This is a genomic window from Pedococcus sp. P1_H8, assembly GCF_056405175.1.
On sequence record NZ_JBFUCP010000007.1, the window covers coordinates 166,806 to 187,212 of the forward strand.

Annotated in this window: 18 protein-coding genes; 10 read left to right on the forward strand and 8 right to left on the reverse strand. The window is 69.7% G+C overall.

Annotation, left to right across the window (positions count from 1 at the left end; genetic code table 11):
* Positions 1-283 precede the first annotated feature (283 nt).
* Genes AC1DYG_RS11855 through AC1DYG_RS11885 form a run of 7 tightly spaced genes read left to right on the forward strand, consistent with a single transcriptional unit; the run spans position 284 to position 8,301 of the window.
* Positions 284-1,630 carry an ABC transporter substrate-binding protein gene (locus tag AC1DYG_RS11855; RefSeq protein WP_477640062.1) on the forward strand — a complete coding sequence of 449 codons (1,347 nt, stop codon included), beginning with the start codon at positions 284-286 and terminating at the stop codon, positions 1,628-1,630.
* Positions 1,631-1,666: 36 nt separating this feature from the next.
* Entirely contained in the window at positions 1,667-2,563 is an 897-nt protein-coding gene (locus AC1DYG_RS11860) for a carbohydrate ABC transporter permease (protein WP_477640063.1), read from the forward strand.
* Positions 2,560-3,492 carry a carbohydrate ABC transporter permease gene (locus AC1DYG_RS11865; RefSeq protein WP_477640064.1) on the forward strand — a complete coding sequence of 311 codons (933 nt, stop codon included), beginning with the start codon at positions 2,560-2,562 and terminating at the stop codon, positions 3,490-3,492. Before AC1DYG_RS11860 ends, AC1DYG_RS11865 begins: the two co-directional genes overlap by 4 nt.
* Positions 3,489-5,645 carry an alpha-galactosidase gene (locus AC1DYG_RS11870; protein ID WP_477640065.1) on the forward strand — a complete coding sequence of 719 codons (2,157 nt, stop codon included), beginning with the start codon at positions 3,489-3,491 and terminating at the stop codon, positions 5,643-5,645. The genes AC1DYG_RS11865 and AC1DYG_RS11870 overlap by 4 nt, the downstream gene beginning before the upstream one ends.
* Before the next feature lie 13 nt (positions 5,646-5,658).
* Entirely contained in the window at positions 5,659-6,681 is a 1,023-nt protein-coding gene (trpS, locus tag AC1DYG_RS11875; protein WP_477640066.1) for a tryptophan--tRNA ligase, read from the forward strand.
* Between the two features lie 23 nt (positions 6,682-6,704).
* Entirely contained in the window at positions 6,705-7,220 is a 516-nt protein-coding gene (locus AC1DYG_RS11880; protein ID WP_477640067.1) for a 2'-5' RNA ligase family protein, read from the forward strand.
* A 1-nt stretch (position 7,221) separates the two neighbouring features.
* Entirely contained in the window at positions 7,222-8,301 is a 1,080-nt protein-coding gene (locus AC1DYG_RS11885; protein WP_477640068.1) for a YihY/virulence factor BrkB family protein, read from the forward strand.
* 3 nt (positions 8,302-8,304) lie between these two features.
* Here AC1DYG_RS11885 and AC1DYG_RS11890 read toward each other — a convergent pair whose 3' ends face one another.
* The 6 genes from AC1DYG_RS11890 to AC1DYG_RS11915 all read right to left on the reverse strand — a co-directional run bounded on the left by AC1DYG_RS11890 (position 8,305) and on the right by AC1DYG_RS11915 (position 14,437).
* Positions 8,305-9,504 (reverse strand): D-alanyl-D-alanine carboxypeptidase family protein, encoded by a 1,200-nt coding sequence (locus AC1DYG_RS11890; protein WP_477640069.1) that lies wholly within the window; start codon positions 9,502-9,504, stop codon positions 8,305-8,307.
* A 174-nt stretch (positions 9,505-9,678) separates the two neighbouring features.
* Complete coding sequence (locus AC1DYG_RS11895) at positions 9,679-10,461, reverse strand: succinate dehydrogenase iron-sulfur subunit (RefSeq protein WP_477640070.1); 783 nt, start codon at positions 10,459-10,461, stop codon at positions 9,679-9,681.
* Positions 10,461-12,236, reverse strand: a complete 1,776-nt coding sequence (gene sdhA, locus AC1DYG_RS11900; RefSeq protein WP_477614878.1) for a succinate dehydrogenase flavoprotein subunit — start codon at positions 12,234-12,236, stop codon at positions 10,461-10,463. Before sdhA ends, AC1DYG_RS11895 begins: the two co-directional genes overlap by 1 nt.
* Before the next feature lie 28 nt (positions 12,237-12,264).
* Positions 12,265-12,735: a succinate dehydrogenase hydrophobic membrane anchor subunit gene (locus tag AC1DYG_RS11905; protein WP_477640071.1), complete on the reverse strand. Its 471-nt coding sequence runs from the start codon at positions 12,733-12,735 to the stop codon at positions 12,265-12,267.
* A 16-nt stretch (positions 12,736-12,751) separates the two neighbouring features.
* The gene (sdhC, locus tag AC1DYG_RS11910; protein ID WP_477640072.1) at positions 12,752-13,129 is read right to left on the reverse strand and encodes a succinate dehydrogenase, cytochrome b556 subunit; all 378 of its coding nucleotides are present in this window, start codon (positions 13,127-13,129) and stop codon (positions 12,752-12,754) included.
* A 165-nt stretch (positions 13,130-13,294) separates the two neighbouring features.
* Positions 13,295-14,437, reverse strand: a complete 1,143-nt coding sequence (locus tag AC1DYG_RS11915; RefSeq protein ID WP_477640073.1) for a glycosyltransferase family 4 protein — start codon at positions 14,435-14,437, stop codon at positions 13,295-13,297.
* Between the two features lie 100 nt (positions 14,438-14,537).
* On the opposite strand from AC1DYG_RS11915, the gene AC1DYG_RS11920 reads away from it, so the two are divergent.
* The gene (locus AC1DYG_RS11920; protein ID WP_477640074.1) at positions 14,538-15,647 is read left to right on the forward strand and encodes a mannose-1-phosphate guanylyltransferase; all 1,110 of its coding nucleotides are present in this window, start codon (positions 14,538-14,540) and stop codon (positions 15,645-15,647) included.
* Between the two features lie 8 nt (positions 15,648-15,655).
* Here AC1DYG_RS11920 and AC1DYG_RS11925 read toward each other — a convergent pair whose 3' ends face one another.
* Positions 15,656-17,245 (reverse strand): ABC transporter permease, encoded by a 1,590-nt coding sequence (locus tag AC1DYG_RS11925; protein ID WP_477640075.1) that lies wholly within the window; start codon positions 17,243-17,245, stop codon positions 15,656-15,658.
* Entirely contained in the window at positions 17,242-18,168 is a 927-nt protein-coding gene (locus AC1DYG_RS11930) for an ABC transporter ATP-binding protein (RefSeq protein ID WP_477640076.1), read from the reverse strand. Before AC1DYG_RS11930 ends, AC1DYG_RS11925 begins: the two co-directional genes overlap by 4 nt.
* A 53-nt stretch (positions 18,169-18,221) precedes the next feature.
* Between AC1DYG_RS11930 and AC1DYG_RS11935 the strand changes: the two genes are divergently transcribed.
* Positions 18,222-18,704 (forward strand): GbsR/MarR family transcriptional regulator, encoded by a 483-nt coding sequence (locus tag AC1DYG_RS11935; protein ID WP_477640077.1) that lies wholly within the window; start codon positions 18,222-18,224, stop codon positions 18,702-18,704.
* A 79-nt stretch (positions 18,705-18,783) separates the two neighbouring features.
* Positions 18,784-20,379 (forward strand): acyl-CoA mutase large subunit family protein, encoded by a 1,596-nt coding sequence (locus AC1DYG_RS11940; protein ID WP_477640078.1) that lies wholly within the window; start codon positions 18,784-18,786, stop codon positions 20,377-20,379.
* Positions 20,380-20,407 lie beyond the last annotated feature (28 nt).

Consider the following 20,407-nt stretch of genomic DNA (forward strand, 5'->3'; position numbering starts at 1 on the left):
GTCTGGCGTCGGGCATGAAGCCATGTCAACAAAAATCAACATGTTGATTCTTGGGCGTCAAGGCTCGCCGTGGTGCGGTGGCCATTGAGCGTATGCCGCGCGGTTGAGCGAATCCCGCAGGATGTCCGCCAGGTGAACCCGGTGGGGCGAAAGCCTTGACAGCGGTGGCCGGGACCATCATCCTCGGGTGTTGTTGGTGGTTTTTGATCGAAACTGTCACTTGACGGGTTCGACCTTCCCGCCGGTGCAGCCCGTGTCAAGCCCGTGTCAAAGGAGACCCGAAATGACCCGCCCGACCTCAGAGGCCGAGTACCTCGCCAGCCTCGTCCCTGCCTCTGTCCGTGGCGTCAGCCGCCGGACCCTGCTGCGCGGCGCCCTCGGCGCCGGCACCCTCCTCGCCGCCCCGTCGCTCCTCGCCGCGTGCGGTGGCGACGGAGGCACGTCCTCTGGCGGTGCCGCGACCGGCACCGTGACCATCGGCTCCAACCAGTCTGATGCCGTCCCGAAGGCCGCCATCCAGGCCGTCATGGAGGCCTTCCAGAAGGCCAACTCCGGCCTGACCGCCAAGGTCAACACGATCGACCACAACTCCTTCCAGGAGAACATCAACAACTACCTCCAGGGGTCCCCTGACGACGTGTGGATGTGGTTCTCCGGTTACCGCATGCGGTTCTTCGCCTCGAAGGGCCTTGCCGGTGACGTCTCGGACGTCTGGAAGAACCTGCCCGGCATGTCGGACGCCCTGAAGAAGGCCTCGACGGGCGACGACGGCAAGCAGTACTTCGTGCCGTCGACCTACTACCCGTGGGCGGTCTTCTACCGCAAGAGCGTCTTCGAGAAGTTCGGCTACACCGAGCCCAAGACCCTCGACGAGTTCAAGACCCTCGGCACCCAGATGAAGAAGGACGGCCTGGTCCCGATCGCGTTCGGCGACAAGGACGGCTGGCCCGCGATGGGCACCTTCGACCAGCTGAACCTGCGCGTCAACGGCTACCAGTTCCACGTCGACCTGATGGCCGGCAAGGAAGCCTGGAACAGCGACAAGGTCAAGAAGGTCTTCGACACCTGGGCCGGGCTGCTCGACATGCACCAGGCCGACTCCCTGGGTCGCACGTGGCAGGAGGCTGCGCAGGCCTTGCAGAAGAAGGAGGCGGGCACCTACGTGCTCGGCTCGTTCCTCGCCCAGCAGTTCGAGAAGGGGGCGGAGCAGGAGGACCTGACCTTCTTCAACTTCCCCGAGGTCGACTCGAACATCGGCGCGGACGCCATCGAGGCGCCGATCGACGGCTACATGATGGCCAAGCGGCCCAAGAACGAGGCCGGCGCCAAGAAGCTGCTCGGCTACGTCGGTTCGGCAGCCGCCCAGAACATCGTCGTCAAGGCCGACCCCAGCGTCATCGCGACGAACGACCAGGCCGACAAGGCGGCATACACGTCGCTCCAGAAGAAGTCGGTGGAGTTCGTCTCGCAGGCCAAGTCGATCGCCCAGTTCATGGACCGCGACACCCGCCCCGACTTCGCCTCCACGGTGATGATCCCCGCCATCCAGTCCTTCCTCAAGAACCCCAAGGACATCGACGGCCTGGTCAACAACATCGAGAAGCAGAAGAAGAGCATCTTCGCGAGCTGACGACCGCGACGACGCCGAGGCACCCGAGGAGCAACCGTGGCCAGACGCAGCAAGTACAAGGGGATCGACCACCTGTCCCCGGTGGACCGGGTGGTCGTGTCCCTGATGATCGGGGTGCCGACCCTGTTGGTGCTGTGGCTGGTCGTCGTGCCGGCGATCGGGTCGGTCCTGCTCTCCTTCACCAACTGGGACGGGATCGGCCCGATCACCTCGGCCAAGTCCGTGGGGCTGAGGAACTACAAGGACGTGCTCACGATCTACCCGCCGTTCATCCCGGCGTTGCAGCACAACCTGATCTGGCTCGCCGTGATGTTCCTCATCGCGACGCCCATCGGGATGTTCCTTGCGGTGCTGCTGGATCGTGAGGTGCGGGGCTCGCGGGTCTACCAGACCGCGATCTACCTGCCGGTGGTGCTGTCACTGGCGCTGGTGGGATTCATCTGGCAGCTGATCTACAGCCGGGACCAGGGCTTCATCAACCAGGTCACCGGCGGCAGCATCGACTGGTACGGCGACCAGCGCTACAACCTCTGGGCGGCGCTGCTCGCGTCCAGCTGGCGCCACGTCGGCTACATCATGTTGTTGTACCTGGCCGGGCTCAAGGGCGTCGACCCGACGCTGCGCGAGGCGGCCAAGGTCGACGGTGCCAGCGAGCGGCAGACCTTCTTCAAGGTGGTCTTCCCGGTGATGTTCCCGATCAACATCATCGTGCTCGTCGTCACCGTCATCGAGTCACTGCGCGCCTTCGACCTGGTGTGGGTCATCAACAAGGGCCGCAACGGGCTCGAGCTGATCTCGACGCTCGTGACGTCCAACATCGTCGGCGAGGCCAGCCGCATCGGCTTCGGCTCGGCGCTGGCGACCTTCATGCTGATCATCTCGTCGATCTTCATCGTCCTGTACCTACGCATCGTCATGAGGGAGCAGCGATGACTGCCGCCAGCGACACCCCGCAGGCAACGGTCCCGAGGAGCAGGAACCCGGTGACCACCAGACGTCCCCAGGGGGTCGGCACCAAGAAGGGGAACCGGTCCATCCAGGTGTTCCTGGCCGTTGTCGCGCTGATCTGGATCTTCCCCGTCGGCTACGCGGTGCTCAACAGCTTCCGCGACTACGCCTACACCTCGAAGAACGGCTACCTGTCGTTCGGCGGATTCACCCTGTCCAACTACAAGAACGCCTGGGAGCAGGCGAACTTCTCCCACACGATGCTGAACTCGGCCTACATCACCGTGCCATCGGTGCTGCTGACCTTGTTCCTGTCCTGCTGCGTGGCCTTCGTCGTCGCGAGGTTCTCCTTCAAGTTTAACCTCGCGCTGCTCGGTCTGTTCACCGCGGCCAACCTGCTGCCGCCGCAGGCGCTGCTCATCCCGGTCTACCGCATGTTCCGGGCGATCGAGGTGCCGTTCTGGTTCAGCGAGTCCGGCACGCTGCTCAACTCCTACTGGGGCCTGATCCTGGTCAACGTGGCCTTCCAGACGGGCTTCTGCACGTTCGTCCTGTCCAACTACATGAAGACGCTGCCCCGCGAGCTCTACGAGTCGGCCGTGGTCGACGGTGCCGGCGTGCTGCGCCAGTTCTTCCAGCTCACGCTGCCGCTGTGCCGACCCCCGCTCGCCGCCCTGGCGACGCTCGAGGTCACCTGGATCTACAACGAGTTCTTCTGGGCGACCGTGCTCCTGCAGTCCGGCGACAAGTTCCCCGTGACGAGCTCGATCAACAACCTGCGGGGCCAGTTCTTCACCGACAACAACCTCGTAGCCGCCGGCTCGGTCGTCATAGCATTGCCCACCCTGATCATCTTCTTCCTGCTGCAGAAGCAGTTCGTCGCAGGCCTGACGCTGGGAGCCACCAAGGGATGACCCCGCAGACCGCAGTCCTCCGGTCCGCCGGCACGTGCCTGGTCTACGAGATCCCCGACAAGGGTCTGCCGACGGTGCTCCACTGGGGCGCGGACCTGCCCGACGGCGTCGCCTCCGAGCTCGCCGGGATCGTGGGTGGGCCGGTGCCCCACAACGCCCTCGACGAGCCGTGGCCACTGACCCTCCTGCCCACCTCGGGCGACGGCTGGCTCGGCACGCCCGGGTATGCCGCGCACCGCGCCGGCGGCGCGGCTGCCCCCCGCTGGGTGGTGACCACACAGCTGGACGGCGAGCGTTCCCTGGTCACGACGGCTCGCTATGGCGCCACCGAGGTGCGGCTGCGGCATACCCTCGACGCCCACGGCGTCCTGCGCGTCTCGACGTCGGTCACCAACCGCTCGGACGGGGACGGCGCCGACGTCCCCCTGGACGTGGGCGCCCTGAGGGCCATCCTGCCGTTGCCCTCGAGGGCAGCCGAGGTCCTCGACCTCACCGGCCGCTGGTGCCGCGAGCGGTCTCCCCAGCGCTCGACGCTGCAGGACGGCACCCACCTGCGGGCCTCCCGCCGAGGGCGCACCGGCCACGACGCGACCCTGCTGCTGACGGTCGGGACGGCCGGCTTCGGCTTCCGGACCGGTGAGGTGTGGTCGGTCCACGTCGCCTGGAGCGGCAACCACGAGCACCTCACCGAGCGCCTGCCCGAGGGCGCCGGTGTGCACGCCTCCGTCCTCGGCGGCGGCGAGCTCCTCGAGCCCGGAGAGGTGCGGCTCGCGCCGGGAGAGACCTACACGGCCCCCGAGGTCGTCTTCGTCCACGCCGTCGACGGTCTCGACGGACTGTCGCGACGGCTGCACCGCAGCCAGCGGGCGTCGGCGGCCCACAGCAACGCCCCGCGCCCCCTCGTCCTCAACACCTGGGAGGCGGTCTACTTCGACCACGACCTCGAGCGCCTCACCGAGCTGGCCGACACGGCAGCGCGGATCGGGGTGGAGCGGTTCGTCCTGGACGACGGGTGGTTCGGCGGCAGGCGGGACGACCACAGCGGCCTGGGGGACTGGGTCGTCTCGCGGGACATGTGGCCACAGGGTCTGCAGCCACTGGTCGAGCACGTCAAGGGACTCGGCATGGAGTTCGGGCTGTGGTTCGAGCCCGAGATGGTCAACCTCGACTCCGACCTGGTGCGCAGCCACCCCGACTGGGTGCTCGGCCCCGGGGCGGGGCATCCGCGGCCCTCGCGCGACCAGCACGTGCTCGACCTCGCGAACCCCCGGGCCGCCGCTCAGGTCGAAGGCCAGATCAGCGCCCTGGTGACCGAGCTCGGCATCGACTTCATCAAGTGGGACCACAACCGCGACCTGCACGAGGCCGTGCACACGGACGCCAGTGGCGTCGACCGTCCTGCCGTCCACGCGCAGACGCAGGCGTTCTACGACCTCCTCGACCGGCTGCGTGCCACCCACCCCGACCTCGAGATCGAGTCCTGCTCCAGTGGAGGTGCCCGCGTCGACCTCGGCGTCCTGGCCCGCACCGACCGGATCTGGACCAGCGACTGCAACGACGCGCTCGAGCGCAGTGCGATCCAGCGCTGGACGTCATTGCTCGTGCCGGCCGAGCTCATGGGGACGCACGTGGGCCCGGCGACGGCCCACACGACCCACCGGACGCTGGACCTGTCCTTCCGGATGCTCGTCGCCCTGCAGGGCCACGCCGGACTCGAGTGGGACATCACGACCTGCACCTCCGAGGAGCTCGACGCCCTGTCCGCCTGGTCCGGGCTCTACCGCGAGCTGCGACCGCTGCTGCACTCCGGTGACCTCGTGCGCGCCGACCTGCCCGAGGAGGTGGGCCTGCTCGTGACCGGGACCGTCGCGCCGGCAGGTGAGGCCGCGGCATACACCGTCGTGCAGACGCACAGCGGGCCGTCGGTGGCGCCGGGGCTGGTCACCCTGCCAGGGCTCGACCCGACTCGTACCTACACCGTGCGCGTGCGGCACGAGGCGGGCCTGCCCGCCGTGACGCAGGCCCGTGGCCCGCAGTGGTGGGAGCAAGGCCTCGCCGACGGGATCCGGGTCAGCGGCGCAGCGCTGGGGCAGGTCGGTCTCGCCCTGCCGGTGCTGGCCCCCGCCCAAGGTTTCCTCCTGCACCTGACCTGACAGAATGGCGCGCATGCCTGAATCGTCCGCGCCCGCTGCGCTGCCCCGGATCCTGTCCGGGATGCAGCCGACCAGCGACTCCCTGCACCTCGGCAACTACCTCGGGGCACTGGTCAACTGGGTCACGCTGCAGGACGACTTCGACGCCTTCTACTTCGTGGCCGACCTCCACGCGCTGACCGTGCCCACCGACCCCGAGGTGCTGCGCCACCGCACGAGGGTGACGGCCGCACAGTTCATCGCCGGTGGCGTCGACCCGAAGCGGTCGGCGGTGTTCTGCCAGAGCCACCTCACCGAGCACGCCGAGCTCGGCTGGGTGATGAACTGCCTCACCGCCGACGGCGAGGCGCGTCGGATGACCCAGTTCAAGGACAAGGTCGCCAAGGGCCAGAACGCCAACGTCGGGCTGCTCACCTACCCGATGCTGATGGCCGCCGACATCCTCATGTACGACGCGGCCTACGTGCCGGTCGGAGAGGACCAGCGCCAGCACCTCGAGATCACCCGCGACCTCGCCGAGCGGTTCAACACCCGCTTCGGCGAGACCCTCGTGGTGCCCGACCCCTACATCGTCAAGGGCGCCGCCAAGATCATGGACCTGCAGGACCCCACGGCCAAGATGAGCAAAACGGGGTCCTCGCCCAAGGGCCTCATCGACCTCATGCAGGACCCGGGCAAGATCGCCAAGAACATCCGGTCGGCCGTCACCGACACCGACGGCGAGGTGCGCTACGACCCCGACGCCAAGCCTGGTGTCTCCAACCTGCTCGTCATCCACTCCGTGCTCTCCGGCACCTCGGTCGAGGACCTGGCGGCGTCGTTCGCGGGCCGTGGCTACGGCGACCTCAAGAAGGAGGTCGCCGAGGTGGTGGTCGAGCGGCTGACGCCCTTCCAGACGCGGATGTCCGAGCTGCTCGCCGACCCGGCCGAGCTGGACCGCATCCTGGCCGACGGTGCCGACCGCGCGCGCGAGGTGGCGCAGGCGACGATGGCTCGGGTGCGTGCGGCCGTGGGGCTGCTTCCCAGTGCCCGCTGACAGCGTTCGGTAGGGTCGCGGTCGTGCCCACCATCGGTGTGTCCATCGCCATCCCGTCTCCGCACGCGGAAATGCTCCAGGGCAAGCGGGCCTCCTTCGGGGACCCGCTCGCCGAGTCCATCCCCACCCATGTGACGCTCCTGCCGCCCACCGAGGTCGGGGGCGACGACCTGTCGACGGTCGTCGAGCACCTGGAAGCCGTTGCCACGCAGGGGCGTTCGTTCCCCATGGTGTTGCGTGGCACCGGCACCTTCCGACCGATCTCGCCGGTCGTCTTCGTCCAGGTGTCCGGTGGGCTCGCCGACTGCGAGCTGCTCGAGAAGGCAGTGCGACGCGGGCCGCTCAAGCGCAAGCTCGACTTCTACTACCACCCCCACGTGACGGTGGCCCACCACGTCTCCGAGGACAACCTCGACCGCGCGTTCGCCGAGCTGGCGGACTTCGAGTGCACGTTCGACGTGGGCGAGTTCCACCTCTACGAACACGGCGCCGACGGTGTCTGGCGACCGGTGCGGTCGTTCGCCCTGAACGGGCGCTGACGTGCAGACGGTCAAGGCCTGGTGGGCCCGGTTCCAGACGACCCACGTCTGGCGCGCGTGGAAGCGGTACGGCGACCACAGGGGCAACCTGCTCGCTGGCGGTGTGGGGTACTTCGCCTTCTTCTCGATCTTCCCCGCGGTCCTGTTGGCCTTCACGGTGTTCGGACTGGTGCTGCGCAACCAGCCGCAGCTGCTCGACGACACCAAGAACGCCATCAACGACCTGCTCCCCGGCTTCGTCAAGAGCGACGCGCAGCCCGACGGCATCATCGATGTGACCGTGCCGACCGGCGCGACCCTGTCGGTCCAGGGAGTCGTCTCGGTGCTCGGCCTCGTCCTGGCGGGGACCGGATGGCTCAGCGCCCTCCGGGACGGGATCCGTGCGATCTTCGGTGTGCAGGGAGGGTCCGGCAATCCCGTCCTCGCCAAGCTGCGCGACGTCGGGGTCCTCGTCCTGCTCGGCGTCGGCATCCTGCTCTCGGCCGGGGTCGGGGCGACTGCCGGTGCGGTGGCGACCTGGGTGGCCGGGCGCGTCGGGCTGGGAGGTCAGGGCTGGGTGCTCACTGTGGTCGCGTTCCTGGTGGGGGTCGTGCTCGACGGCTTCCTCGTGGCGGTCATGCTGCGCCTCCTGTCGGGCATCCGCCTCCCGTGGCAGGCCGTGCGCAACGGCGCGGTCTTCGGCGGGATCGGCCTGACCGTGCTCAAGATGTTCGGCTCGGTGCTGCTCGCGAGCACGACCGGCAACAAGCTCTACCTCGGGTTCGCCCTCGTGGCCGGACTGCTCGTGTGGCTGAACCTCATGTCGCGGGTGATCCTCATCTCGGCGGCCTGGGCGGCCAACGACCTCGACACCGCCGGTGGCGCCGGCCTCAGCGCGGGCCAGGAGGCCAAGCTGGTCGAAGGGCCTGCGCCCGAGCCGCTGGACAGCATCCGCGAGCGCACCGACGCAGGTCTGCCGACCTTCGGCCAACGTGCCGCTGACCGGACCAGCGTGGCGGCCGGGGCGGTGCTGGGCGCCGTCGGTGCGGTGGCGTTGGGCACGCTCGGGCGCGGCATACGGAGCCTGGTTCGCCGGAGGTGAACCTCAGCGGTATCGGCCGCGGCGTGCCCGCACCGTGCGCCGGCGGACTCGTAGGCGGAGCAGCCCGACGAGCAGCACGAGGAGGACCAGCACCGCGGCGACGGGCCGCACCCACCGGCTCAGCGACGCGGAGTCCAGGTCCGCGCCGGGCAGCGCCGCCGCCGCCGTCGCGCCAGGGGTGTGCGGGCCTGCCGGGCCCGGGTTGGTGAGGGCGGGCGAGGTCGTGCTCGGCAGGAGGGTGGGCGACGCGGTGACCGTGCCGGGCGCGACGAGCTCACCCACCGGCCTCGCCTTGTCGGCGTAGGTGAAGGCCCAGTCGTACATCGCCGCTTGGGGGCGCCACGACGAGTCGAGCCCGTACATCTCGGTGAGCAGATAGGTCTTGCCCCCGCGGGTGACGGCCGAGATGAAGGTGCGGTTGGCAGCCTCGGTGTAGCCGTTCTTCACGCCGATGGTGCCGTCGTAGTTGTAGAGCAGCTTGTTGTGGTTGTTGACCTTGTAGGTCGCGCGCTTCTTCGTCTTGGGGTCCATGCGGCCGGGGAAGTCGACCTGCTTGGTCGTGACGTAGGTGCGGAAGTCTTTGAGCTGCAACGCTGCCCGACCGATCAGCGCCAGGTCGTAGGCACTCGACGTCTGCCCGGGTCGGTCCAGGCCGGACGGGTCCTTGGCGACGGTGTCGTGCGCTCCGAGGTATGCCGCCTGCTCGTTCATCGCGGCCAGGGTCGCCTCTCGCCCGCCGCCGGCTTCGCTGAGGGAGTAGGCGGCGTCGTTGCCCGACGCCATGAGCAACGCCTGGAACAGCTGTCCGGCCGTGTAGGGCAGTCCGGGCACCAACCCGACGCGCGTGCCGTCTGCGTTGGCATCGGCGGGGGTCGCGACGATCTTGCGCCCGGCCGGGATCTCGGGGATCAGCGTGAGGGCGGTCAGCGCCTTGAGCGTGCTGGCGGGCAGCAACCGGGCGTGCGCGGCCTTCGCTGCAACCACAGTCCCCGAGTCCAGGTCAGCCAGCACCCACGACACGTCACGCAGCGTGGGCGGGGCCGGAACCCCCGCCGGCAGATCCGTGACGACCCCCATCGACGCCAGCCGCGGGCCCCCCACCGACACCAGCGGATCGACAGTGCTCGCAGGCGTCGGCAGCGCCTTCGTCGTCACCGACGGCGACGGCGTCACCGCCCCGGATGCCGGGACTGCTGCACCCATCGAGATCGCGCCTGCCGAGACCAAGAGCCCGAGGAGCGCGCGCCGTACAGGTCCCGAGTGGGCGCCGAAGTGGGCGCGCAGCACCGTAAAACGAGCTTGCGAGAGGTGCAGGCGCCCGCTTCGGTGGCCGCGACCCGCGGGGGTGCGTGATGACGCTGGCAGGCGTGCCAACGGCTAGAAGCGACTCGTCAGGAGCGCGCGCTTCACTTCCTGGATCGCCTTCGTCACCTGGATGCCACGCGGGCACGCGTCGGTGCAGTTGAAGGTCGTGCGGCAGCGCCACACACCTTCCTTGTCGTTCAGGATCTCCAGGCGCTGCGCCCCGCCGTCGTCGCGGGTGTCGAAGATGAACCGGTGGGCGTTGACGATGGCGGCCGGGCCGAAGTACTGGCCGTCGTTCCAGAACACCGGGCAGCTCGTGGTGCAGGCGGCGCACAGGATGCACTTGGTCGTGTCGTCGAACCGGTCGCGGTCTGCCTGGCTCTGGATGCGCTCGCGCGTCGGCTCGTTGCCCTCGGTGATCAGGAACGGCATCACCTCGCGGTAGGCGTCGAAGAACGGCTCCATGTCGACGATGAGGTCCTTCTCGACGGGAAGGCCCTTGATCGGCTCGACGGTGATCGGCTTGTCGGGGTTGACGTCCTTGATGAGCGTCTTGCAGGCGAGCCGGTTCTTGCCGTTGATCCGCATGGCGTCCGACCCGCAGACCCCGTGGGCGCAGGACCTGCGGAACGACAGTGAGCCGTCCTGGTCCCACTTGATCTGGTGCAGGGCGTCCAGGACGCGGTCGGTGGCGTGCGAGGTGACCTGGTAGGTCTCCCAGTGCGGCTCGCTGTCGGTCTCGGGGTTGTAGCGCGAGATCTTCAGGGTGACGGTGAAGGACGGCACCGCGCCGGACTTGGGTGCGTCCTGACCAGCCGGGCCTGCGGAGGTCGTCTGGGTCGTGGTGGCGGTCATCAGTACTTGCGCTCCATCGGCTGGTAGCGGGTGACGGTCACGGGCTTGTAGTCGAGGCGGACCTCGTCCGCGAACTTCGGGCCCTGCTCGTCGTCGGCGACCGGCGCACGGTAGGCCATGGTGTGGCGCATGAAGTTGACGTCGTCGCGCGCCTCGTAGTCCTCACGGAAGTGACCGCCGCGGGACTCCTTGCGGGCCAGGGCCCCGAGGGTGATGACCTCGGCCAGCTCGATGAGGAAGCCGAGCTCGACGGCCTCGAGGAGGTCGGTGTTGTAGCGCTTGCCCTTGTCCTGGACGACGACGTGGGCGTAGCGCTCCTTGAGCTCGTCGATGACGCCGAGCGCCTCCTTCATGGAGGCCTCGGTGCGGAACACCTGGACGTTGCGGTCCATCGTCTCCTGCAGGGCTCGGCGCAGGTCGGCCACGCGCTCACCGCTGTCTCGGGTGCGGATGCCCTCGACCATGGCCTCGACGAAGGTCGAGGGGTTGGCCGGCAGGTCGACGTACGGTGCGTTCGCGGCATACTCCGCGGCGGCGATGCCGGCCCGGCGCCCGAAGACGTTGATGTCGAGCAGGCTGTTGGTGCCCAGGCGGTTGGAGCCGTGCACCGAGACGCAGGCGACCTCGCCGGCGGCGAACAGGCCCGGGACGACGTCGGTGTTGTTGCGCAGCACCTCGGTCTCCACGTTGGTCGGCACGCCGCCCATGGCGTAGTGCGCCGTCGGGTAGACCGGAACCGGCTCGGTGTAGGGCTCGACGCCGAGGTAGGTGCGGGCGAACTCGGTGATGTCGGGCAGCTTGGCGTCGATGTGGGCCGGCTCGAGGTGGGTCAGGTCGAGCAGGACGTAGTCCTTGTTGGGACCGGCGCCACGGCCTTCACGGACCTCGTTGGCCATGGAGCGGGCAACGATGTCGCGAGGCGCGAGGTCCTTGATGGTGGGGGCGTAGCGCTCCATGAACCGCTCGCCGTCGGCGTTGCGGAGGATGCCGCCCTCGCCACGCGCGGCTTCGGACAGGAGGATGCCGAGACCGGCCAGGCCGGTCGGGTGGAACTGGAAGAACTCCATGTCCTCCAACGGGATTCCGCGCCGGAAGGCGACCCCCATCCCGTCACCGGTGAGGGTGTGGGCGTTGGACGTGGTCTTGAAGACCTTGCCGGTGCCACCCGTGGCGAAGACGACCGACTTCGCCTGGAAGACGTGCAGCTCGCCGGTGGCGAGCTCGTAGGCCACGACGCCGGCAGTGTGCTGCACACCGTCTGCGCCGGTGTTCATCAGCAGGTCGAGGACGTAGAACTCGTTGTAGAACTCGACGCCCTGCTTGACGCAGTTCTGGTAGAGCGTCTGGAGGATCATGTGGCCGGTGCGGTCGGCGGCGAAGCAGGACCGGCGGACGGCGGCCTCACCGTGGTTGCGCGTGTGCCCACCGAAGCGGCGCTGGTCGATCTTGCCCTCGGGCGTGCGGTTGAACGGCAGACCCATCTTCTCGAGGTCGATGACGGCGTCGATGGCCTCGCGGCACATGATCTCCGCCGCGTCCTGGTCGACGAGGTAGTCGCCGCCCTTGACGGTGTCGAAGGTGTGCCACTCCCAGTTGTCCTCCTCGACGTTGGCGAGGGCGGCGCACATGCCACCCTGCGCCGCGCCGGTGTGGGACCGCGTCGGATAGAGCTTGGTCAGCACCGCCGTGCGGGTGCGGGTGCTCGACTCGAGCGCGGCACGCATGCCCGCCCCGCCGGCCCCGACGATGACCACGTCGTACTTGTGCGTCTGCATCAGTGTTGGTTCCTTTGGCGTTCCAGGGTCATCGTGCGCACACGGAGAGGGTGGCGGACGGGTCGAGGCACGGGTCGAAGGTGAAGATGACCAGCGTGCCGAGCACCATGACGAGCAGGGCGCTCGCGACCAGCAGACCCTTGAGGATCCACCGGGTGCGGTCCTTCTCCGTGTAGTCGTTGATGATCGTGCGGACGCCGTTGAAGCCGTGCAGCTCCGCGAGCCACAGCATCAGCAGGTCCCACGTCTGCCAGAACGGGCTGCTCCACTTGCCGGCGACGAACGCGAAGTCGATGCCGTGGATGCCCTCGCCCAGCATGAGGTTGACGAACAGGTGCCCGAACACGAGGACGAGCAGCAGCACGCCGCTGCCCCGCATGAAGACCCACGACCAGAGCTCGAAGTTGCCGCGGCTCTTGGAGACGCGGCGGTAGCGGGACTTCTTGGCGGAGGTGGCGTCGGGACCGGCGTGGTAGTTGGTTTCGGTGGTGGCGCTCATGGGTTCCCCTGGCCTCTCAGTGCGTGAACACGACGGTCAGGTGCCGGATCGCGAAGGGCGCGAACAGCACGACGAAACCGACGGCGACGGCCCAGAACAGCTGTCGCTGGTACTTCGGGCCCTTGGCCCAGAAGTCGACGGCGATGATGCGAAGACCGTTGAGCGCATGGAAGATCACGGCGGCGACCAGCCCGGCCTCGGCGATCCCGACGACGGGGTTCTTGTAGGCCCCCATCACCTCGTTGTAGGCGTCAGGGGAGACCCGCACCAGCGCCGTGTCGAGCACGTGCGCGAACAGGAAGAGGAAGATCAGTACGCCGCTGATGCGGTGGGCCACCCACGACCACATGCCTTCACGGCCGCGGTAGAGGGTCCCGTTGGCTGCCTGCGCCACTGCGCGTCCCTTTCGAAGCAGATGTCACGGCAGTCGTCGGCGAGCGTCGAGGGCCGTAGTTCGCCCGTCAGGTTATCGGCCCCGCCGCCCGGACCGTGAACGGCCTGCCTGTGAGAAACCAGACAGGCCCGGTTACCCGCCGGTATGCCGCGGGCCTGGCCCGCGCTACCCGGCGAGGGCGCGGGCGTGCCGGGCCGAGGAGTAGTGGGCGAGCAGCTGGTCGGTCAGCGAGGCCCAGCTCCGGTGGGCCACGCGGAGCCGCCCTGCCTCACCCATCGCCTCGCGCTTGACCCGGTCGCCGGCGAGGTGGGCAACCGCGTCGCGCAAGGCGGTCGGGTCGTCGGGGTCGAACAGCAGTCCCGTGCGCGAGTGGTCGACCAGGTCGAGCGGGCCGCCGCGGGCGGGTGCGATGACGGGCAGCCCCGTCGCCGCGGCCTCCTGCAGGGTCTGCCCGAAGGTCTCCCGGGTGCCGGTGTGCACGAAGAGGTCGAACGCGGCATACGCCCTGGCAAGGTCGTCGCCCTCGCGGCGGCCGAGGAACACGGTGTCGACGCCGACGGCGGCAAGGGCCGCGGCGTCGTCCTGGCGGGTGGGTCCCTCGCCCACGATCGCCACGCGCAGGCCCGGCAGGCCGGCGAGGGAGGCCAACCGGGTCAGCTCCTTCTCCGGGGCGAGCCGTCCGACGTAGCCGAGGAGCACCTCCCCCTGCGGCGCGAGGGACCGACGCAGTGCGCGGGTGCCGGCGTCCTCGCGCCACCCGGGGTGGAACAGGGCGGCGTCCACGCCACGGGCCCACAGGGCCGTGCGAGGTATGCCGTGCGCCTCCAGCTCGGCGAGCGTCGCCGACGAGGGGGCCAGGGTCAGGTCGGCCATCTCGTGCATCCGGCGGATCCAGCGCCAGGCCGCCCGGGCAGCGCCGCGGCCCACCGCCCCCGGGCCGTGTTGTCGGATGTAGCTGGGCATGTCGGTCTGGTAGATCGCCACGGTCGGGAGCCCGAGCCGTGTCGCGGCTGACAGGGCACTGGCGCCCAGCACGAACGGCGAGGCCACGTGGACGACGTCCGGCGCGAAGTCGGCCAGCGCCGCCTCCACCTCGCCACCCATCGGCAGCCCCACCGGGAACTGACGCACGGGGACGGACGCGAGGCCGTGGACGGCATACCCGGCGTAGTGGGTCGGGGCAGGACGGGGGGCAAGGATCAGCGCCTCGTGGCCACGGTCGCGCAGGCATTCGGTGACGCGGCAGACGCTGGTCGTGACCCCGTTGAGGTAGGGCAGGAACGACTCGGTGACGATGGCTACGCGCACCCGACCAGCGTCCGCACCCCGGGTGAGGTGACGGCCACCGTTGGGGGTGTGTCGGGTGAGCGGCAGGTGACGGACTGGTGGGTGGGCTAGCGTTCCCGCCATGTCATCGGCGGCGACCACTGAGGCTGCACCAACGAACGAGCACTTCTGGGCGGTGATCCCTGCCGGGGGTGCCGGGACGAGGCTGTGGCCGCTGTCGCGCGCGGGTTCGCCCAAGTTCCTGCACGACCTCACCGGATCGGGTCGCTCTCTCCTGCAGGCCACGTGGGACCGGCTGTCGCCGCTGACCGGGTCGCGGGTGCTGGTCGTCACCGGCGTCTCGCACCGCGCGGCGGTGGGGGAGCAGCTGTCGGACCTGCCGTCCGAGCAGCTCTTGGCCGAACCGGCGCCGCGCGACTCGATGGCGGCCATCGGGTGGGCGGCGGCGGTGCTCGAGGCGCGTGACCCCGAGGCGGTGCTCGGGTCGTTCGCGGCCGACCACGTGATCGCCGACGAGGAGGCGTTCCGCGCCTGTGTCGCCGAGGCCGTTCGCGTTGCCGAGCAGGGTTTCGTCGTCACGATCGGCATCGAACCCACCCATCCCGCAACGGGATTCGGCTACATCGAGATGGGTTCGCTGCTCGGCGAGGGGCCGGCCACGGCGGTCAGCCAGTTCGTCGAGAAGCCGGACCGGGCGCGGGCGGAGGAGTACCTCGCCACGGGGCGGTTCCGCTGGAACGCCGGCATGTTCGTCGTGAAGGCGACCGTGCTGCTGGACCTGCTGGCGCAGTGGCACCCCGAGCTCGCGGCGGGAGTCCGGGCGCTCGCGGCCGACCCCAGCCGGCTCGACGAGGTGTGGCCGGGGCTGGAGAAGATCGCGATCGACCACGCCGTCGCCGAACCCGCTGCCGCGCAGGGCAGGGTCGCGATGGTGCCGGGTGGGTTCGGCTGGGACGACGTGGGCGACTTCAGCTCCCTCGGCGCCCTGCTGACCGACGCCGCCGGTACGCCGGGGGTGCGGGTCCTCGGCGACGCCTCCACCGTGCGAGTGGTCGACTCGACGGGCATCGTCGTGCCGGGGATGGGCAGGGTCGTGGCGCTCGTGGGCCTCGACGACGTCGTGGTCGTCGACACCCCGGACGCGCTGCTCGTGATGTCCCGCGAACGCGCCCAGGACGTCAAGGCAGTCGTCGACGCCCTGCGGTCCGAGGGCCGCACCGACCTCCTCTGACCCCGGCCTCAGGTCGCGAGGTCGCGGCGGCGGAAGGCGGCGGCTCCCGCTCCTCCCGCGAGCGCCCCCACGACCAGCAGCCCCACAAGGCCGGCTGGGTTTGCGTCGCCGCCGGGCAGGCTGCCGAGGTGGTCGAACGGCGACAGCCCCAGCGCCCACCCCGGCAGGGACAGCAGGGCGCCGAACTCCCCGAGCACCACGAACACCGACAGCACCGCCCACGCCGCTGTCGAGAGCCTGGGTAGCAGCCCGAACAGCAGCACCGTGAGCGCGACGCAGACCAGCACGGCCGGGGCTGTGGCGAGCGCAGCCGGCAGCAGGTCGGCGACGCCGGTGTCGCTCACCGAGCCCGCGGCGAGCCCGGCCGCCACGCCCACCACGGCGAGCAGCCACACGGACCCCGCCGCCGCGATGACCAGGTGGCTCGCGAGCCAGCGCCACCGGCTGACCGGCGTGGCCAGGACGACCTCGGCGCGGGCGGAGCCCTCCTCCGAGCGCAGCCGCAGCGCGGTGGCGATGCCGTATGCCGCGGCCCCCACCGCGAGGAAGCGCAGCTCGGTGCCGAAGAAGGCATCGAGCAGCGAACCCTGGCCGCCGCTCATCTTGCGCAGCATCTCCTCGACGTCCGGGGAGTCGGCGATCTGGTCGACGGACGAGGCGATGTTGCCGACGACCAGGCCCAGCACGGCATACCCGATGGTCCAGCCGAGCAGCGATCCGCGCTGAAGGCGCCAGGCCAAGCCGAACGGCGTGGCGAGCCCTGCGCTGGCCCGCGCCGGACCGGGACGGGCGGCCCACAGGCCGGACCCGAGGTCGCGTCGGTGCAGCAGCACGTCGGCGACTGCGAGGAGCGCGCCGGTGGCCACCGCGGCGGGGAGCAGGATCCACAGCCGGTTCGCTCCGAACGGGCTGACCTTCTCGGCCCAGCCCAGGAAGGAGAGCCAGCCGAGGTCCGCTCCGGCTCCGGTGGCGGTGTCGGCCGTGGCCCGCACGACGAAGGCCAGCCCCAGGACGCCGATCGCGATGCCACCCGCGCCACGTGTCGTGGAGGTGAGCTGGACGGCGATTGCGGTGACGCCGGTCATCACGAGCCCGGCGACTACCTCCACGGTGCCGAGCGCGAACGACCCGGTGGCGTCGACCCCGGTGCCGAGCAGGCTCAGCGCGGAAAGCAGGCCGGTGGCGAGCACCGTCAGGGTCGCCAGCGCGACCGCTGCGGCCAGCGGAGCACGCCGACCGACGACGCCGGCGGCGAGCAGCTCCAGCCGGCCCTCCTCCTCCTCGCTGCGGGTGTGCCGCCGGACCAGCGCGAAGGCGAGGAAGGCGGTCGCGAGGCTGCCCATCATCACGGTCTTGAGGACGCCGATCCCCGCGGCGGTCGCGGAGGGCAGCGGTCCGTAGAGGGCGGTCAGCGACGGGTTGTCGACCATCGCCGCCGCTCCACCTGCCGCGGCGGCATCGGTCGGGTAGAGGTCGAGGGTGGCCGCCATCGAGCCGTAGGCCGTGGCGACCAGCGCGAAGACGCTGGCCACGACGATCCACCGGTCGCGTCGCCAGGCCAGCCGCAGGAGGGCGCCCGTGCCCGCGAACGAGGTCATGCCGACACCTCCTCCCGGGGAGCGGCCTCGGGAATCGCGTCGCGGTACTGGGAGAGGAAGAGCTCCTCCAGGGTCGGCGGCTGGCAGGTCAGCGCCTCGATGCCGTGGGCGCCCAGTCGCTGGAGCACGTCCCCGACGGCGCTGGTCTCGACGGACAGGACCAGGCGGTCACGGTCCTGCCTGGCGGCGTCGACACCGGGCCACCTCGCAGCCTCCGTCTGGGCGACAGGCCTGGCGAGGGTCGCGGACACGCTCGTGCGCGTCAGGTGTCGCAGGTCGGCGAGGGTGCCCGAGTCGACGATCCGACCGGCCCGGACGATGCTGACGCGGTCTGCCGCCGTCTCGACCTCGGACAGGATGTGGCTTGAGAGCAGGACCGTGCGGCCCTGCGCGCGCACCTGCGTGAGGTGGTCCTGGAAGACCTTTTCCATCAACGGATCGAGCCCCGAGGTGGGTTCGTCGAGGACCAGCAACGGGACGTCCGAGGCGAGGGCTGCGACGAGCGCGACCTTCTGCCGGTTGCCCTTGGAGTAGGAGCGACCCTTCTTGGTGGGGTCGAGCTCGAACGCCTCCAGCAGCTTGTCGCGCTTGCCCGGGTCGATCCCGCCGCGCAGCCGGCCGAGCAGGTCGATGACCTCGCCGCCGGTCAGGTTGGGCCACAGGACGACATCGCCGGGCACGTAGGCCAGCTGTCGGTGCAGCTCGGTGGCGTCCTTCCACGGGTCCTGCCCGAGCAGGGTGACGGTGCCGCCGTCGGAGCGCAGCAGGCCGAGCAGGATGCGGATGGTCGTGGACTTCCCCGCGCCGTTGGGGCCCAGGAAGCCGTGGACCTCGCCCTCGTGGACCGTCAGGTCGAGGCCGTCCAGGGCGGTGGTCGTGCCGAACTTCTTCGTGAGGCCGGTGGCCTCGATGACAGGAGCCATGGCCCCGACGATACACGATTTTCAGAAAACTCTGAATGATCTAAACTCTCTTCATGGCTCCCACCCCCGCGCCCGCAGACCCGTCGCGCTTCGTCGAGCGCTTCGGCTCGGCCCTGACCGCGGCCGGGATGCAGCGACTGCCGTCCCGGGTCTTCGCCGCCCTGCTGGCCGACGCCGACGGCCGGATGACGGCCGCCGAGCTCGGGGAGGTGCTCGCGGTCAGCCCTGCGTCCGTGTCGGGTGCGGTGCGCTCGCTGCAGCAGATGCGGATGATCCACCGGGAGCGCGAGCAGGGGAGTCGTCGTGACGTCTATGTCGTCGCCGACGACGCCTGGCACGACGTGATGATGAACTCGGCCAACATCTACGCGCCCCTCACCCAGTCCCTGCGCGAGGGCGTCGACCAGGTCGGCGGCCTGGGGACGACCGCCGGAGACCGCCTCTCTCTCAGCGTGGCGTTCCTCGAGTTCGTGACCGAGGAGATGCACCAGCTCTCCGTGCGATGGGACAAGCGCCGGGCCGAGCTCGGCTACTGACCCCGGCTTCACCTTTATCGGGTTTAGGGACTTTGTTGCGCTTCACCCGAGAACGCTTCTCGGGTGAATCGTGGGCGGCATGGCCGCTGACGTCCCCTCCGCACGATCCGAGTCCGACCTGCCGATCAAGGCGGTGTATGCCGCGGGCGACCTCGAGGGCTTCGACGCGGACTCCCAGCTCGGTGCGCCTGGGCAGTTCCCCTACACGCGCGGCGTCTACCCGAACATGTACACGGGGCGGCCCTGGACGATGCGGCAGTATGCCGGGTTCGGCACCGCCAAGGAGTCCAACGAGCGCTACCACGAGCTGGTGGCCAACGGCACCGGCGGACTGTCCGTCGCCTTCGACCTGCCGACCCAGATGGGCTACGACTCCGACGAGGCGATCTCGAGCGGTGAGGTCGGCAAGGTCGGCGTCGCGATCGACTCGATCGACGACATGCGGACGCTGTTCGGCGGACTGCCACTGGGCGACCTCTCGACATCGATGACGATCAACGCACCGGCCGCCACGCTCCTGCTGATGTACCAGCTGGTCGCCGAGGAGAACGGCGCCGACGCATCGCGGCTGGCCGGGACGATCCAGAACGACGTGCTCAAGGAGTACATCGCGCGAGGGACGTACATCTACCCGCCGAAGGAGTCGCTGCGGCTGATCAGCGACATCTTCGCCTACTGCCACAAGGAACTTCCGCGCTGGAACACCATCTCCATCAGCGGCTACCACATGGCCGAGGCAGGGGCGACGCCTGCGCAGGAGATCGCCTTCACGCTGGCCAACGCCAAGGAGTACGTCCGCGCCGCGCAGGCCGCCGGTCTCGACGTCGACGACTTCGCCCCGCGGCTGTCGTTCTTCTTCGTGGCCCGCACCACCCTGCTCGAGGAGGTCGCCAAGTTCCGGGCCGCCCGGCGGATCTGGGCGCGGATCATGCGTGACGAGTTCGGTGCCAAGAACCCCAAGAGCCAGATGCTGCGCTTCCACACCCAGACGGCAGGGGTGCAGCTGACCGCCCAGCAGCCCGAGGTCAACCTCGTCCGCGTTGCGCTGCAAGGGCTCGGGGCCGTCCTGGGTGGCACCCAGTCGCTGCACACCAACTCGTTCGACGAGGCGATCGCCCTGCCGACGCAGAAGGCCGCCCGCCTCGCCCTTCGGACGCAGCAGATCATCGCCTACGAGACCGACGTGACCAAGACCGTCGACCCGTTCGCCGGCTCCTACGTCGTCGAGGCGATGACCGACGACGTCGAGGCTGCCGCGCTCGACCTCATCCAGGCCGTCGAGGACCGTGGGGGAGCCGTCGCGGCCATCGAGCAGGGCTTCCAGAAGTCCGAGATCGAGCGCTCGGCCTACCGCATCGCCCTCGAGATCGACCACGGCGAGCGGATCGTGGTCGGGGTCAACCGGTTCACGCTCGACACCGAGGAGCCCTACGAGCCGCTGCGCGTCAACCCGCAGATCGAGCACGACCAACGCGAGCGGCTCGCCGCGCTGCGTGCCGAGCGCGACAACGTGGCCGTCGAGGCCGCCCTCGAGGCAGTCCGCGAGGCGGCCCGGGGCACCGAGAACCTCCTCTACCCGATGCGCGAGGCCCTGCGCCTGCGCGCCACCGGCGGCGAGGTCAGCCACGCGCTGCGCGACGTGTGGGGTCTCTACGTCCCCCGCGAGACCTTCTAGGTTGACCGGAGCGACGCGCAGCCGCGAG